We start from the raw sequence: 14,789 nt of genomic DNA, 5'->3' as shown, positions 1-14,789 counted from the left end.
GTAAAGAAATTCTATTTTATGAGATACAGGAGGGAATCGAACAATGATCAATATTACCGGACATACCGGGCTTACCGGCCTTCTGGGAAGCCCCGTGGCACACAGCGTATCACCTTTAATGCACAATGAGGCATTCCGTTATCTTGGACTTGATTATGTGTATCTCTGTTTTGATGTAACAGAGGAGACCCTTCCCCAGGCTGTGGAAGGACTGAAAGCCTGTGGGATCAAGGGCTTTAACCTGACCATGCCAAACAAGAATAAGATCGTGGAGCTTCTGGACGAGCTTTCTCCCACTGCCCAGCTGATCGGAGCGGTAAATACCGTACGCAACGACAACGGAAAATTAAAGGGGTTTAATACGGATGGTTATGGATTTACCCAGTCTGCCAGAGATGCCGGCTGTGATGTAAAAGGACGCACCATCACCGTTATGGGCGTCGGCGGTGCCGGAATGGCGATCTGCGGCCAGTCCGCCCTGGAGGGTGCAAAAAAGATCCATGTTTTTGCACGTCCTACCAGCCGTTACTGGGAACGCGCCGTTTCCATGGCAGAAAAAATGTCTCATATGACAGAATGTGAGATGATCCTTCATGAGATGGATGATCACACTGCGCTGAAGGACGCACTGGAGGAAAGCAATCTCCTCATCAATGCAACTTCTGTGGGAATGGTTCCGGATGTGACAGGCACCGTGATCCCGGACAAGACTCTGTTCCATCCGGAGCTTACCGTAGCCGATGTTGTATATGAACCAAGAGAAACAAGACTTCTCAGGGAAGCCCGGGAAGCTGGATGTCCGACCTTTAACGGAATGTACATGCTGCTCCACCAGGGTGTAAAGGCTTTCCACATCTGGACCGGACTGGACATGCCGGTTGAGCTCGTGAGGGAGAAATATTTTAAATAAAAAATATCCGGCAATACTGACCGCCTCCGCATCACAGCGTGGCCTCAATATTGCCGGATCAAAAATAAAGGCGGCCCGCCTATCACACGGGTCGCCTTTTATTTATCCGTCAATCATCTGTTTTGTTTATTTCTTCTCTTCCTGAACCTCGATCTTACGGATTGTTTTGTTCTTGATCTCTTCTTTGATGAAGTCAATGAACTCACCAAGCTCTTTCATTCCCTCATCACCAAGGTAGCGGCTTCTTACAGAAACCTTACCCTCTTCTTCCTCTTTTGCACCAACGATAAGCATGTAAGGTACTCTCTCAAGACGTGCCTCACGGATCTTGTATCCCATCTTCTCGGAACGTCCGTCTACAGAGCAGCGGATTCCTGCTTCTCTCATCTGAGCTTCAACCTTCTGTGCATAATCGTTGTACTTCTCGGAGATCGGGATCACACGAACCTGCTCCGGGCAGAGCCATGTCGGGAACATTCCTGCGTATTTCTCAATGAGCCATGCCAGTGTTCTCTCATAGCATCCCATGGATGTACGGTGGATGATGTACGGACGCTGTTTGTCACCATTCTCATCGATATAGTACATATCAAACTGCTCTGCAAGAAGTGCATCCCACTGAATCGTGATCATGGTGTCTTCTTTTCCGTATACGTTCTTTGCGTTGATATCAACCTTCGGTCCGTAGAAAGCAGCCTCGCCCACATCCTCTGTGAATGGAATGTTCAGCTCCTCAAGCATCTGGCGGATATGGCCTTCTGTCTCTTCCCATACCTCCGGCTCACCGATGTATTTTTCTTTGTTTGTCGGATCCCATTTGGAAAGATGATAGGTTACATCTTCCTCAACACCAAGTACCTGCAGACAGTACTGGGCAAGTGCGATACAGTCTTTGAACTCTTTTACCATCTGGTCCGGTCTTACGATCAGATGTCCCTCGGAAATAGTAAACTGACGAACTCGTGTCAGGCCATGCATCTCTCCGGAATCCTCATTACGGAACAGTGTGGAGGTCTCGCCGAGACGGATCGGCAGATCACGGTAGCTATGCTGCTCTGCTTTGTATACATAGTACTGGAACGGACATGTCATCGGACGAAGTGCATAAACCTCTTTGTCCTTCTCCTCATCACCAAGTACGAACATACCATCTTTGTAATGATCCCAGTGTCCGGAGATCTTGTAAAGATCGCTTTTTGCCATAAGAGGAGTTTTTGTTCTTACATATCCACGCTTTGTCTCCTCATCCTCGATCCAGCGCTGAAGCTCCTGCATTATGATCACACCGTTTGGCATGATAAGCGGAAGTCCCTGTCCGATCACATCTACAGTTGTGAAGATCTTCATCTCACGGCCAAGCTTGTTATGGTCACGTCTCTTTGCTTCTTCCATCTGCTCCAGATGCTCTTTCAGCTCATCCTTTGTAGCATAGGCTGTTCCGTAGATACGTGTGAGCATTGCGTTTTTCTCACTGCCTCTCCAGTATGCGCTGGAAGAAGAAAGAAGCTTGAATGCCTTGACGCCTTTTACACTCATCAGGTGCGGGCCTGCACAGAGGTCTGTCCAGTCTCCCTGTGAATAGAAGGAAATCTCTTCTCCCTCCGGAAGATCCTCGATCAGCTCAACCTTGTATGGCTCATTTTTCTCTTTAAAGTATGCGATGGCATCCTCACGGGATTTTGTAAAACGCTCGATCTTTGCGCCTTTTTTGATGATCTTTTTCATCTCTTTCTCAATGGCGTCAAGATCCTCACGTGAAAATGGCTCGTGGTCGAAATCATAGTAGAAGCCTGTATCAATGGATGGTCCGATGGCAACCTTTGCCTCCGGGTATAAGTTCTGTACAGCCTGTGCCATTACGTGAGATGCTGTATGACGGAGAACTGCAAGGCCCTTCTCGTCTTTCGCTGTAAGGATATTCAGCTCACAGTCGCTGTCAAGAACTGTACGAAGATCTACGACCTCTCCGTTTACTTCTCCTGCACATGCAGCACGTGCAAGGCCTTCGCTGATGTCATATGCGATATCGATCACAGCTTTTGCTTCTGCATATTCTTTTTTTGAGCCGTCTTTTAATGTAATGATCATTGTTGTTTCTCCTTTCATTTTAAATGAAGTTTCTATGGTACACAGTATGTGTCTGCTTTTGCAAGAGATTCTGCAATAAAAAAATCCCTCACAGCACATCACATACTGTAAGGGACGAGTTCATTCATTCTCGCGGTTCCACCCTGCTTGCTCTGCTGCCCGGTCATGCCAGGATGCAAAGCCTCTCAATTATGATGATAACGGAATCACCGGACCGGATTGGGGCCACTCGGAGGTAGTCTTCGGCTGTTTCCCGATAAGATGTTTCCAGCACTTCACATCTCTCTCTGTAACGTTTCACAGCTTACTCGTCTCGTCAACGTGTTTTTTATTTCTTTTTCTGTGGTTCATTATAAGCGCAGTATTTTTATTTGTCAACGCATGTTGACAAAATTTTTGAGATTTCTCTTCTCGCACAGATCTACAGATTTCCCATGAGTTTGTCTTTGATAATGGCCAGAATCTCACGGGGAATGTAAATAAAAAGACGCCAGCTTCGATACCTGGAAGGTACCATGGCCACTTCCCGGAATCCACATTTTCTTGCAATGGCTGCTCCTCTCCATACATGAAAATTGTTCGTCACCACGCCTACGGAACAGTCTGTGGTTCCGATCCTTCTGCGGCTGAATTCCAAATTCTCTTTTGTACTGGTAGATTCCTCTTCCCGTATCAGTCTGTCCCTGTTTATTCCGTGACCGGTAAGATAACGATACATGGCCTCTGCCTCGGAAATGTTTTCTCCATCGCCTTTTCCTCCGGATAGCACTGCCTTCGTACCCGGATTTTCTTCAAGATAAAGAAGAGCCCTTCTGGCTCGTTCCAGAAGGGCAAGTGTCATCCGTGTTCCGTCCACATGGGCACCTAACACGATAATGTAATCCAGATTCTTCTTTACGCTCATTATCTTCCGCAGCAGTGTTTGTATTTCTTGCCGCTTCCGCATGGGCACGGATCGTTTCTTCCGACCTTGTGCGGTTTCACAACTGTGCCGGATTTTTTCTGCTCCATGTAGAGGGTTTTCTTTTTCTCTTCTGTGAAGATCTTGTCCCACTGAGGAAGATTGTAAAGCCAGTCAGCCTTGGCATCTACCATGTTCTTATAGAGTGCCTCTTTATCAAATGCAAGGTTTACCTTGGTATCCTCATCCATAGTCTCGATCGGGTTCGGAACCTTCAGACTGTCATTGATTCCGTCAAGGAAACCAACCATAGTCATAACATCCTGACCGTATTTCTCAGCAAGCTCTTTTACAGTTCCGGAAACGATCTCATCCGGGTTCTCAAGAAGCTGCTCATAAATATTCTTCTCAATGTTAAAATAATTTGCCCAGAAGCGCTGAAGCTTATTCTTATCTGCATTCTGATTATAAGCAATGGAACGCCACTGCTCAAGAATTGTCATATCGCTCATTGTCTGATCCTCTTTTCCAAAATTTTAGATAAATAAGACGGAGATTTATATTCCGCTTCGCAATTTCTATTTATTATATCATCTTTTGGCGAAGAAATCAAATACATCTGTTTCATATCAGTTTTGAAAGGTAAATTTATTTTATAGCCTACCCATTTTGTGATTTCACATATTTACACATTTCTTATAAATTTAGGAAAGTTATCCACATTGAATGATTACACGGATTCCCTCTCTAAAAAAATGTGCATAAATTTGTGTTTTCCTCTTGGCAGGCATCACCTTCTTTGCTAAAATTAAATCAGTTTAGAACTGCTCTATGCAGCTCCACTTTTATATCTTCCCTGAATCCGTGAAGTTGATTTCTTCACAGGCTCCTTAAATCCTATAATTTCAAGATTTTGCGATACTCTGTTGTTCAATATCATTATTCACCCAACCGGTCTCAGCATCAGATTAAGAACGGTGATATTGTACTCACTTACCTTGGAATGCTTTGCATGGGCAGAATGTTGAGATGCTCCTTACAAACAAAATACAACCGACAGCTCTTGCAAATGGTCTTGTTCCGGTAGATATCGACGTGACACCTATGGATAATTCGAAATCCAAAAAGGAAGGTGTTTCACGAACCTACAAAGGGGTGACGGCTATGCGCCTATGATGGCATATATAGATACAGAGGGGTACGCCATCAATTTCGAACTCCGTGAAGGAAAACAGCATTGTCAGAAGGGGACGGTTGAATTTCCGCAGGAAACAATAACGCTTTGCCACAAACTGACAGATAAGCCGCTGTTGATTCGCCTTGATTCCGGCAATGACTCCATCGACACTGTTGCTGTTCTGATGGATGCAGGCTGCTTTTTTATTATCAAGCGGAACCTTCGCCGGGAAAGCACGGATGATTGGTTTGAAATGGCAAAGCAGTACTGCCAGAATATAAACAGCCCCAGAGATGGAAAAACTGTTTATATAGGCAGTGACTGGAAAACCGTTACCAATAAGCAGTTCAATAAAGAGTTTACACTCCGTACCGGCTACGAGATTACGGAACGAACCATTGATAAATATGGTCAGTTCAATCTGGTTCCCGATGTTGAAGTTGAAACCTGGTGGACAAACCTTGGTGACCCGGATGAGGAAATCATCCGTCTGTATCATGCCCATGGAGAATGCGAGCAGTTTCATAGTGAGGTAAAAACTGACATGGATCTGGAGCGACTTCCATCTGGAAAGTTCACGACCAATGCACTGATACTCGAATTAGGGATGATCGCATATAACATTCTCCGTATGATCGGTCAGGGCACAATTGGAGGACGAACACCTTGTCAGAAGAGGGATGTTAAACGCCGTCGTTTACGCACAGTTATCAGCAGCCTGATCATGATGGCAAGCCATGTAACCATGCATGCACGCCAGTTGATAATCGGCCTTGGAAAAAGCAACGTCTGGCGGCATATATTTTCTGATATCTGTCAGAAATATGCTGTCACAAACGCATAAGTAACAAAGCAATTTTATAGTAGGCTTATTTCGTGTACCTTTTTTTGCCCAATGAGCGCTTGGAGTCACGACATTGGTATTGAAAATAGACAGGGAAGTATATTTTTATCATGGAACCAACTTGCCCTTGGCAGGTTGGTTCACTTAAAGGATGAATTTCACGGATTCAGGAAATTATTTATTCTTATATATGTACATATAGCACGGAGGTGGTTTTATGAAGTATATTCAGGATAATGGGAAAATTAAATTATGTGAAACTGATAATATGGATCATCTTGTGCGGTTAACACAAGCGTTGAATGAAAATAATATTCCTTATGAAACCAGATTGAAAAAAGCAACATTTATCAATAATCTTTTTTTCTTGATTTTTTATCATACTTTTGCATCGGGAATTGATCATAAGAATGAAACAACATGTATTTATGTACTAGAAAAGGATTTTGATGCTGCCCAAAAAGCAATAGTAAACTACAGAGAGACTGTGAGAAAAAGTCTGTAAATAAGATTCTTCTATGATAATGAAGGGTGAAAAGTTCTTTCACAGAGCTTTTTGCCCTTGCTCTTTATATATAACAGGTGCAAATCTGCATGTCAAGAGCAGGCGGATTTTCCGCCTGTCTTAACTGTTTCAGAGTTACTGTTCACTCCCAATGTCATTTACTTAAGGAATTTCCTTGTAAAAAAAGGATTTTGATATGGATCACTTAAAAGAACTCTACCATCTCAGATGGTCACAGGAAACAGCATACCGGGATCTAAAATACCCACTATGTTTAAAAGCATTTCATAGCCAAAAGTATGCTTATATTGTACAGGAAGTATTTGCCAGGGTACCCATGAGCTTTTGTTACCGTTAGCAGTAACTGCCCATGTGCTGTACCGCAAGACCGTGGGAAATTATCTGATCTTTCACAGTGGAAATGATGCACAGATCCATGACATGCTGGAAAATCTCTATATCGAATATCTCGGCCACGCCAAATACAGCTGCACCTTTCTCAACTCCATGCTGGTCATGTTCTGGGCCATGCTGCTGCGTTTTCACGAAAATGATATTGAATCCATCCTTACAAAGAACAGCACCGGGAAATCTGTGACGGAAATCCTAAACTACCTGAACTGCAACTATCAAAGCGTCACTTTACGTGACGCTGCGAGGCATTTTGGCTACAGTATTTCTCACTTCAGTACTCTGATCAGAGAGAGTACCGGGCGCACGTTTTTGCAGATCATCCGGGATATCAAGCTGGACCAGGCATGCCGCGCCCTGCGTGAAACATCTCTCAGCAATCTTGCGATCTGCGAACTTGTAGGATATGAAAGTCCGGAACATTTTATGCGTACTTTTAAAAAAGCATATGGAATGACTCCTGGTGAATATCGGAAGAAAAACAGGGAATAAATCTTATATATTTTCTGTATAACAGATGCCGTTCCGGGATATACTTATCATATCCTCCCCTTTAGAATGCAGAGGGCTTCGCGATGGTGCAGGTCCTCTGCGTTTCTCTTTTCACACTGAAGGTCATTTCACACCAAGCTTCTCAAGCGCCTTCGCCGCCTGCTTCAGATTCTCAAACTGGATGGTATGGATACCGGCTTTTCCGGCTCCCTCACAGTTCACGGCACGATCATCCAAAAATACCGATTTCTCCGGTTTCAGGCTGTAACGCTTCAGAAGTGTTTTGTAAATATCCACCTCAGGCTTGATCTGCTGCACATCACAGGAAAATACCACTCCATCCATATATTTCAGAAAAGACATATCCTGCTTTGTACGATCCAGCATATAAGTTCCGTAGTTGGAAAGGACATAGAGATGATATCCCTGATTTTTGAGATATTTCACCCAGGTTTCCGCATAATCATACAGATGCATACACTCCGGATCACGTCGTACCACCTCACGGATATCTGCTTCATATTCCGGTGCACTTTCCACAAATTTATCTACATACCAGGACTCCTCATGCTGTCCACGGTCCTGTTCCTCCCAGATCGGGTTTCGAAATACTGCATCTGCAATTTTCTGATACTTTTCTTCCGGGAAGTCATAGCTCCGAAGATACTCTTCCCAGTCATAGCCCATCAGCACATTTCCCACATCAAAAATAATATTCTCGATCATACGGTTTTCATCCTCTCTCGGCTTCTTATTTCCCCAGATCCGGTACGCCATCCAGAAAACATACGCTACGATCGGTACCAGAACTGCTGCCGCAAAAGCCCCCCGGAACAAAGCCTGGGCGTTTTCACTGCTTCCCCAGGCAAATGCCATTGGAAGGCAGAATATAAGAAGTAATATGACAACACCTGCAAGTGCCGCGATTCTTTTAAAATTTTTCATTGAGCTTCCTTTCACATGATACATCCGCTATTCTATCTGTTATTTTAACTGAATATCTCTTTGAACCAAAAGGGCGCCGGAGAAATTCTTCCCCGGCGCTTCCTGTTGTCATAATCCTGATACTGTAAAAATAATTATCTATAAATGATGTCGTTTCTTCCTGGTCCGTTAGAGATCATTGTGATCGGGAATCCAATATGTTTTTCTACGAACTCTACATATTTTCTGCAGTTCTCCGGAAGATCCTCATATTTTTTGATTCCACGGATATCGCATTTCCATCCCGGAAGCTTCTCAATAACCGGTTTTGCTTTCTCAAGCTGCACAGTTGTCGGGAATTCTGTTGTTACCTCTCCGTCGATCTCATAGCCTGTGCAAACCGGGATCTCATCCAGATATCCCAGAACATCCAGTACTGTAAAAGCAACGTCTGTAGCTCCCTGGAGACGGCATCCGTATTTGGATGCAACACAGTCGAACCATCCCATACGTCTCGGACGGCCTGTAGTAGCACCGAACTCACCACCGTCACCGCCACGTTTTCTCAGCTCATCTGCTTCCTCGCCGAAGATCTCAGAAACGAATGCACCTGCTCCAACTGCACTGGAGTAAGCTTTGCATACGGTTACGACCTTCTTGATCTCATATGGAGGCAGGCCTGCACCGATAGCACCATAAGCAGCCAGTGTGGAAGAGGATGTAACCATCGGATAGATTCCGTGATCCGGGTCTTTCAGAGTTCCGAGCTGTCCCTCAAGAAGAACCTGTTTTCCCTCTTTCAGCGCATTCCAGAGATAGAGAGATACGTCGCATACGTATGGCTCAACCATCTTCTTGTATTCCATCAACTCATTCATGATGTCTTCCGGTTTCAGAAGAGGCTTATGATAGAGATGCTCAAGTGTTACGTTCTTGGTCTCGCAGATACGTACAACCTTCTCTTTCAGTGCTTCCTCATCAAAAAGCTCACTTACCTGGAAGCCGATCTTTGCATATTTGTCAGAATAGAACGGAGCGATTCCAGATTTTGTGGAACCGAAAGCCTTGCCGCCAAGACGCTCCTCCTCATACTGATCGAACAGAATGTGGTAAGACATTACCATCTGTGCTCTGTTGGAGATCAGGATCTTCGGTGCCGGTACTCCACGGCCTACTACTTCGTTGTACTCCTTGAAGAATACCGGAATGTTCAGTGCAACACCGTTTCCGATGACACTTGTTGTATGTCCGTAAAACACACCTGACGGAAGTGTATGAAGTGCGAATTTACCGTAATCATTTACGATGGTGTGGCCCGCATTGGCTCCACCCTGAAATCTTACGATGATATCGGCTTTCTCAGCAAGCATGTCAGTGATCTTGCCTTTACCCTCATCTCCCCAGTTTGCTCCTACTACTGCAGTTACCATAACACAGTTTCCTCCTTGTGTCTTTCTCTATTATTCAGAACGGCATGTTCTCTGCCTGTAATACACAGAGACACGTCATTCCTGTCTGTGTTCATTTCTTAATGTTTATAACATCTTGGAATTATACGTTGATCTCAACCTTAACGCCAAGCAGATCCTTATGTGCATCCAGAACCGGCTGTACCACATTTGCAATGAAAGCTTCTGTCTGCTCTTTGGCACGTCCTGTATATCTGGACGGATCCATGGATTTCTGAAGATCCTCAAGAGTCAGGTTAAATGCCGGATCCGCAGCGATCAGCTCAAGAAGGTTGTTATCTTTACCTTCTACCTTCACGTTCTTGCCTGCTTCCATGGAAAGCTCACGGATACGCTCATGAAGCTCCTGACGGTCTCCGCCTGCCTTAACTGCATCCATCATGATATTCTCAGTTGCCATAAATGGAAGCTCAGACATCAGTCTCTTCTCGATAACCTTCGGATAAACAACCAATCCGTCTACAACATTGAGGCAGAGATCCAGGATTCCGTCGATTGCAAGGAATCCTTCCGGAACGCTGAGACGCTTGTTTGCAGAGTCGTCCAGAGTTCTCTCAAACCACTGTGTTGCAGATGTGATCGCCGGGTTCAGTGCATCGATCATCACATATCTGGACAGGGAAGCAATTCTCTCACTTCTCATCGGATTTCTCTTATATGCCATAGCGGAAGATCCGATCTGGGATTTCTCAAATGGCTCCTCTACTTCTTTCAGATGCTGAAGAAGACGGATATCGTTGGACATCTTATGTGCACTTGCAGCGATTCCCGCAAGGATATTCAGCACACGGGTATCAACCTTTCTGGAATAGGTCTGTCCGGAAACCGGATAGCAGGATCTGAATCCCATCTTCTCTGCGATCATCGGATCGATCTTGTCGATGGTCTCCTGATCCCCGTCAAAAAGTTCCAGGAAGCTAGCCTGTGTACCGGTTGTTCCCTTGGAGCCAAGAAGCTTCATAGTGCTTAATACATACTCAAGGTCCTCAAGATCCATCAGGAATTCCTGAGTCCAGAGAGTTGCTCTCTTACCTACGGTTGTCGGCTGTGCCGGCTGGAAATGAGTAAACGCCAGAGTCGGCTGATCCTTATACTGTGCAGCAAACTTGGAAAGCTCAGCGATCACGTTCACAAGTTTCTTGCGGACAAGTTTCAGTGCCTCTGTCATAACGATGATATCCGTATTATCTCCTACATAACAGGAGGTCGCTCCCAGATGGATGATACCTTTTGCCTTCGGGCACTGTACACCAAACGCATACACGTGAGACATTACATCATGGCGAACCTGACGCTCACGCTCCTTAGCCACATCATAGTTGATATCATCCGCATGAGCTTTCATCTCGTCAATCTGCTCCTGGGTGATGTTAAGGCCAAGCTCACGTTCCGTCTCAGCAAGTGCGATCCACAGCTTTCTCCATGTGCGGAATTTCATGTCCGGGGAAAAAATGTACTGCATCTCTTTGCTTGCGTACCGCTCTGACAGCGGGCTTACATATCTGTCTGTATTCATTATTATCCTCCTGATTACATACATCCGGGCCGGAATGGCGAATGATCCGTTATCTGCCCGAATCTGGTTAATTCACGCCTCTTGAAATTATATAACATTGCCTCTTTAAAAGCAACCGTTTGTTACTCCATACCCTGATGGAATTTTCCCAAAAATTCCTTCATTCTGCCATTTTCGGAAGAAAATACCTCCTGCGGCGTTCCCTCCACTGCGATCACACCCTTATCCATAAAGATGATACGGTCGGAAATATCTCTTGCAAAATTCATTTCATGAGTAACGATCACCATGGTGATATGCTCCTGAGCAAGATCCTTGATAACCTTCAGGATCTCACCGGTCAGTTCCGGATCAAGTGCAGATGTAGGTTCATCAAAAAACAGGATCTTCGGATTCATACAGAGCGCACGGGCAATGGAAACTCGCTGCTGCTGTCCTCCGGAAAGCTGAAAAGGATATGCCTTCTCCTTGTCTGCAAGGCCCATTTTCTTAAGAAGGCTTCTTGCCTGGACGTAAACCTCATCTTTCTTTCTCTTCTGCACCTTCAGAGGTGCATCCACTATATTTTTCAGTACGGAAAAATGCGGAAACAGATTGAACTGCTGGAACACCAGTCCCACATCACCGTTTTTGATGATCTCGCCGCTGTCCGGCGTCTCAAGTCCTGTGGCACAACGCAGGATGGTTGACTTGCCGGAACCGGAAGGACCGATGATACTTAAAACTTCTCCCTCTTCCACGTCAAGAGAGATATCTTTGAGAACTTCCAGTCCGTCAAAGCTTTTTTTGATATGTTTCATTTCAAATAATTTCATATTTTATACTCTCCATTCCGGTTAGCGGTAGTAATTCATACTTTTCTCAACCTTCTGCATCACAACAGCCACGATCAGGTTGAACACATAATAAAATATCGCAGCGATCACAAATGGCATCATTGTTGTCTGTGCACTTGCGATCTGCTTGGCAATGGTAAACATCTCCGCAACTGCCACAACAAACGCAAGGGAAGTATCCTTGACCAGCGTAATGACCTCATTCGTAATAGACGGCAGGATCCTCTTGATCACCTGTGGAAGGATGATGCGGAAAAATGTCTGTACCTTATTGTATCCAAGGATCTTTGCAGCTTCATACTGTCCCACCGGCATGGATTCAATGCCGCCGCGGTAGATTTCTGCAAAGTAAGCTGCATAGTTGATGGCAAATGCGATAAATACAGCGATCAGACTATATCCCATGGAAATACGGATCCCGAAGATAAAATAAGGGCCGAAATATACCACCATCAGCTGCAGCATCAGCGGCGTTCCTCTCATGATGGATATGTACCCGGATACAATGGTACGGATCACTTTGTTTCTGGACATTCTGCCAAAACAGATCAGAAGTCCCAGCGGCAGAGAAAACAGCAAGGTTACAAAAAAGATCTCAATAGAGACCAGCATTCCTCCTGCCAGCTGCTGGAGCATTACACTAAAACTCATTTTTTTCCTCCTGGTTCGGAGTATCAGTCCCATTTATCGGACTGATACCTGTAATTCCTGTAAACAACAGGAAATGAGCGTGTACGGCAGCTCTTTCTGCGCCGAAGCACCCTCATTTCCTTTTTATGCGGAAGCTTCAAAAGCTTCTGCTATGTTTCTTATTTCTACTGCTATTGGATAGCTTAAAAAATATCTTCACAGCTTTTACTGTACCGGATCTGTACCGGATCATTTGGATTCAGAATCGGTTTCTTTCTCTGTGCTGTCTGCACTTTCTTCTGTATCAGCTTCTGCTGAATCAGAATTCTCTGTCTTATCCTTGTCCGCGCTGATGCAGAGCATGCTCTTATCCAGTTCATACTTATCTGCAAGCTTGTCAACCTCACCAGACTCGTCAAGCTTCTTGACCTCATCCCATACGAGATCCTTCAGTTCATCATTTCCCTTCTTGAATCCGATGCCATACTGCTCGTTCTGGATCGGCTCGTCAAGGATCACATATTTATCCTTGCCTCTCTGGGAAAGCTGATAGTTAGCAACACCGATATCAACAGCAACAGCGTCTGCAGCTCCGGAATCAATATTCATAAATGCAGTGTTGTAGTCCGGATTCTCTGTAAGAGATGCAAAGCTGTCCTTCAGTTCCTTATTGTCATCGTTGTTCAATGCGTCCAGTGCAGCGGATGCAGCCTGTACAACTACGTTCTTGCCCTTAAGATCCGCAAGCTTCTCAATTCCGGAATCCTTGGCAACTACGATCACCTGCTCATTGTTGATGTATGGATCACTCCATGTATAGTCATCCTCACGTCCGTTGATAGTAAATCCATTCCATATACAGTCGATCGTTCCGGAGTTCAGCTCCATATCCTTGGAATCCCAGTTGATAGGCTTCTTAACAAGTTCCCAGCCAAGATTATCACATACTTCCTGGGCAAGGTCAAGGTCAAATCCTACATATTCTCCGCTATCATCCTTATATCCGAACGGAGGATATTCAGCATCAAATCCTACGATCAGGGTCTTATCCTCAACACCTGCCTGTACACTCACTCCTGTTACCATCATTCCTATTGTCATCGCTGCCGCCATTACTACTGCAACTGTTCTTTTCTTCATGGTCATTCTCCTTTTTTCGGTTATCTCTTTATCACATGGTCACTCTACCACGTGAAAGCGTATGGTTATAGTAACATACCCAAAAGGAGCTGTCAAGAGCAAACCTTCTGCTCTGCCAGATAATCTTTGTATTTCTTTCTGGCCGTTTTCAGATATGTTCTGGAAATTGGGATTTCCGTCTGTCCGACCACAAAACTGTTCTTCTTAAGTGAAGTTACCTTCTCCATGTTGATACAAAAACTCTGATGACATCTCAGAAAGCTGCTGTCTGACAGCTGTCCCGAAAAATCCCCCAGCCTGGCTCTGCAGCTGATCTTTTTTCCATCGGTAAGATGAAATGTCACACTGTGAAGACTACTGGATATATATGCCAGATGATCGTGCTGCAGTGTATAAACATGTGTCCTGTAGCGAAAATACAGCGCTCTTCCGCCTTCACGCCTGCATACCTCCAGGATATGTACCAGAACATGTTCCAGTTCTCCACTTTCAACCGGTTTGACCAGATAGTTATAGGCAAACACTTCAAATGCTTCTTTATAGAATTTTTCATTCTCTGCCACCAGCACAACCGGGATATAATGTCCTTTCAGGCGCATTGTCCGTACAGTTTCCAGACTCCTGCCCTGATCACCATCCAGCCCCAGAAATATCAGATTGCAGATCTTGTGTCCCTCTGCCAGTCCTTTCAGAAGACTCTCTCTGGTCCGATACAGAAGGAGCTCTGCATCAGGGACCAGTGTGGAAAGCTGCCTGTACAGCTTCTGTGCATCCTTTCGTATTTCATCACATATCGCGATCGTCATCACTGCCATTGCCGTGTTTTCCTCCCTCATGCTCTTTCTGATATTAACATTTTATTTTCAAGGAAAGACCTGCGCAATATGTGCTTCTAATTGTGCCTTGTTTTTTTACAAATTATTGCAATTCATGATCTGTTTTCGTA

The 14,789-nt window shown here is 44.8% G+C and carries 13 protein-coding genes and 1 pseudogene; 4 read left to right on the top strand and 10 right to left on the bottom strand.

Going from position 1 to position 14,789, the window contains the following annotated elements; genetic code table 11:
• The first annotated feature begins 43 nt into the window (after window positions 1-43).
• Window positions 44-910 carry a shikimate dehydrogenase gene (locus tag CCC17_RS02790; protein WP_287082470.1) on the top strand — a complete coding sequence of 289 codons (867 nt, stop codon included), beginning with the start codon at window positions 44-46 and terminating at the stop codon, window positions 908-910.
• A gap of 126 nt (window positions 911-1,036) precedes the next feature.
• Here the strand turns inward: CCC17_RS02790 and thrS are convergent, their stop codons facing one another.
• The 3 genes from thrS to CCC17_RS02775 all read right to left on the bottom strand — a co-directional run bounded on the left by thrS (window position 1,037) and on the right by CCC17_RS02775 (window position 4,411).
• The gene (thrS, locus tag CCC17_RS02785; protein ID WP_287082469.1) at window positions 1,037-2,998 is read right to left on the bottom strand and encodes a threonine--tRNA ligase; all 1,962 of its coding nucleotides are present in this window, start codon (window positions 2,996-2,998) and stop codon (window positions 1,037-1,039) included.
• A 421-nt stretch (window positions 2,999-3,419) separates the two neighbouring features.
• Window positions 3,420-3,902 carry a YdcF family protein gene (locus CCC17_RS02780; RefSeq protein WP_279201286.1) on the bottom strand — a complete coding sequence of 161 codons (483 nt, stop codon included), beginning with the start codon at window positions 3,900-3,902 and terminating at the stop codon, window positions 3,420-3,422.
• Complete coding sequence (locus tag CCC17_RS02775; RefSeq protein ID WP_021652360.1) at window positions 3,902-4,411, bottom strand: SEC-C metal-binding domain-containing protein; 510 nt, start codon at window positions 4,409-4,411, stop codon at window positions 3,902-3,904. The genes CCC17_RS02780 and CCC17_RS02775 overlap by 1 nt, the downstream gene beginning before the upstream one ends.
• Window positions 4,412-4,842: 431 nt before the next feature.
• Between CCC17_RS02775 and CCC17_RS02770 the strand changes: the two are divergent.
• The 3 genes and pseudogenes from CCC17_RS02770 to CCC17_RS02760 all read left to right on the top strand — a co-directional run.
• Window positions 4,843-5,920 (top strand): annotated as a pseudogene (locus CCC17_RS02770) (IS1380 family transposase); the annotation flags it as partial.
• A 217-nt stretch (window positions 5,921-6,137) separates the two neighbouring features.
• The gene (locus CCC17_RS02765) at window positions 6,138-6,425 is read left to right on the top strand and encodes a hypothetical protein (protein ID WP_195456655.1); all 288 of its coding nucleotides are present in this window, start codon (window positions 6,138-6,140) and stop codon (window positions 6,423-6,425) included.
• Between the two features lie 345 nt (window positions 6,426-6,770).
• Window positions 6,771-7,328, top strand: coding sequence for a helix-turn-helix transcriptional regulator (locus CCC17_RS02760; protein WP_287082468.1), 558 nt, complete (start codon window positions 6,771-6,773; stop codon window positions 7,326-7,328).
• A gap of 123 nt (window positions 7,329-7,451) precedes the next feature.
• Here the strand turns inward: CCC17_RS02760 and CCC17_RS02755 are convergent, their stop codons facing one another.
• The 7 genes from CCC17_RS02755 to CCC17_RS02725 all read right to left on the bottom strand — a co-directional run bounded on the left by CCC17_RS02755 (window position 7,452) and on the right by CCC17_RS02725 (window position 14,658).
• Window positions 7,452-8,273 (bottom strand): HAD-IA family hydrolase, encoded by an 822-nt coding sequence (locus CCC17_RS02755; RefSeq protein WP_015527102.1) that lies wholly within the window; start codon window positions 8,271-8,273, stop codon window positions 7,452-7,454.
• A gap of 134 nt (window positions 8,274-8,407) precedes the next feature.
• Window positions 8,408-9,682, bottom strand: a complete 1,275-nt coding sequence (locus CCC17_RS02750) for an adenylosuccinate synthase (RefSeq protein WP_022426147.1) — start codon at window positions 9,680-9,682, stop codon at window positions 8,408-8,410.
• A gap of 121 nt (window positions 9,683-9,803) precedes the next feature.
• Window positions 9,804-11,237 carry an adenylosuccinate lyase gene (purB, locus tag CCC17_RS02745; RefSeq protein ID WP_044961987.1) on the bottom strand — a complete coding sequence of 478 codons (1,434 nt, stop codon included), beginning with the start codon at window positions 11,235-11,237 and terminating at the stop codon, window positions 9,804-9,806.
• Between the two features lie 122 nt (window positions 11,238-11,359).
• Complete coding sequence (locus CCC17_RS02740; RefSeq protein ID WP_110102490.1) at window positions 11,360-12,052, bottom strand: amino acid ABC transporter ATP-binding protein; 693 nt, start codon at window positions 12,050-12,052, stop codon at window positions 11,360-11,362.
• A 21-nt stretch (window positions 12,053-12,073) separates the two neighbouring features.
• Window positions 12,074-12,724: an amino acid ABC transporter permease gene (locus tag CCC17_RS02735; protein WP_022426149.1), complete on the bottom strand. Its 651-nt coding sequence runs from the start codon at window positions 12,722-12,724 to the stop codon at window positions 12,074-12,076.
• A 228-nt stretch (window positions 12,725-12,952) separates the two neighbouring features.
• Window positions 12,953-13,843: an amino acid ABC transporter substrate-binding protein gene (locus CCC17_RS02730; protein WP_138277206.1), complete on the bottom strand. Its 891-nt coding sequence runs from the start codon at window positions 13,841-13,843 to the stop codon at window positions 12,953-12,955.
• Between the two features lie 92 nt (window positions 13,844-13,935).
• The gene (locus CCC17_RS02725; protein ID WP_287082467.1) at window positions 13,936-14,658 is read right to left on the bottom strand and encodes a LytR/AlgR family response regulator transcription factor; all 723 of its coding nucleotides are present in this window, start codon (window positions 14,656-14,658) and stop codon (window positions 13,936-13,938) included.
• Window positions 14,659-14,789: the final 131 nt, after the last annotated feature.

Origin of the sequence: Blautia sp. LMAG:36 (genome assembly GCF_008680535.1) — a bacterium.
Classification (GTDB): Bacteria; Bacillota; Clostridia; order Lachnospirales; family Lachnospiraceae; genus Blautia_A; species Blautia_A fusiformis.
This window is presented reverse-complemented; position numbering and strand designations above follow the sequence as displayed.

Bases quoted from the DNA above. Each gene is read 5' to 3' on its own strand.
- CCC17_RS02775 (WP_021652360.1), bottom strand. From the start codon at position 4,411: ATGAGCGATATGACAATTCTTGAGCAGTGGCGTTCCATTGCTTATAAT.
- thrS (WP_287082469.1), bottom strand. From the start codon at position 2,998: ATGATCATTACATTAAAAGACGGCTCAAAAAAAGAATATGCAGAAGCA.
- CCC17_RS02755 (WP_015527102.1), bottom strand. From the start codon at position 8,273: ATGAAAAATTTTAAAAGAATCGCGGCACTTGCAGGTGTTGTCATATTA.
- CCC17_RS02780 (WP_279201286.1), bottom strand. From the start codon at position 3,902: ATGAGCGTAAAGAAGAATCTGGATTACATTATCGTGTTAGGTGCCCAT.
- CCC17_RS02765 (WP_195456655.1), top strand. From the start codon at position 6,138: ATGAAGTATATTCAGGATAATGGGAAAATTAAATTATGTGAAACTGAT.
- CCC17_RS02790 (WP_287082470.1), top strand. From the start codon at position 44: ATGATCAATATTACCGGACATACCGGGCTTACCGGCCTTCTGGGAAGC.
- CCC17_RS02740 (WP_110102490.1), bottom strand. From the start codon at position 12,052: ATGAAATTATTTGAAATGAAACATATCAAAAAAAGCTTTGACGGACTG.
- CCC17_RS02735 (WP_022426149.1), bottom strand. From the start codon at position 12,724: ATGAGTTTTAGTGTAATGCTCCAGCAGCTGGCAGGAGGAATGCTGGTC.
- CCC17_RS02730 (WP_138277206.1), bottom strand. From the start codon at position 13,843: ATGAAGAAAAGAACAGTTGCAGTAGTAATGGCGGCAGCGATGACAATA.
- CCC17_RS02750 (WP_022426147.1), bottom strand. From the start codon at position 9,682: ATGGTAACTGCAGTAGTAGGAGCAAACTGGGGAGATGAGGGTAAAGGC.
- purB (WP_044961987.1), bottom strand. From the start codon at position 11,237: ATGAATACAGACAGATATGTAAGCCCGCTGTCAGAGCGGTACGCAAGC.
- CCC17_RS02725 (WP_287082467.1), bottom strand. From the start codon at position 14,658: ATGGCAGTGATGACGATCGCGATATGTGATGAAATACGAAAGGATGCA.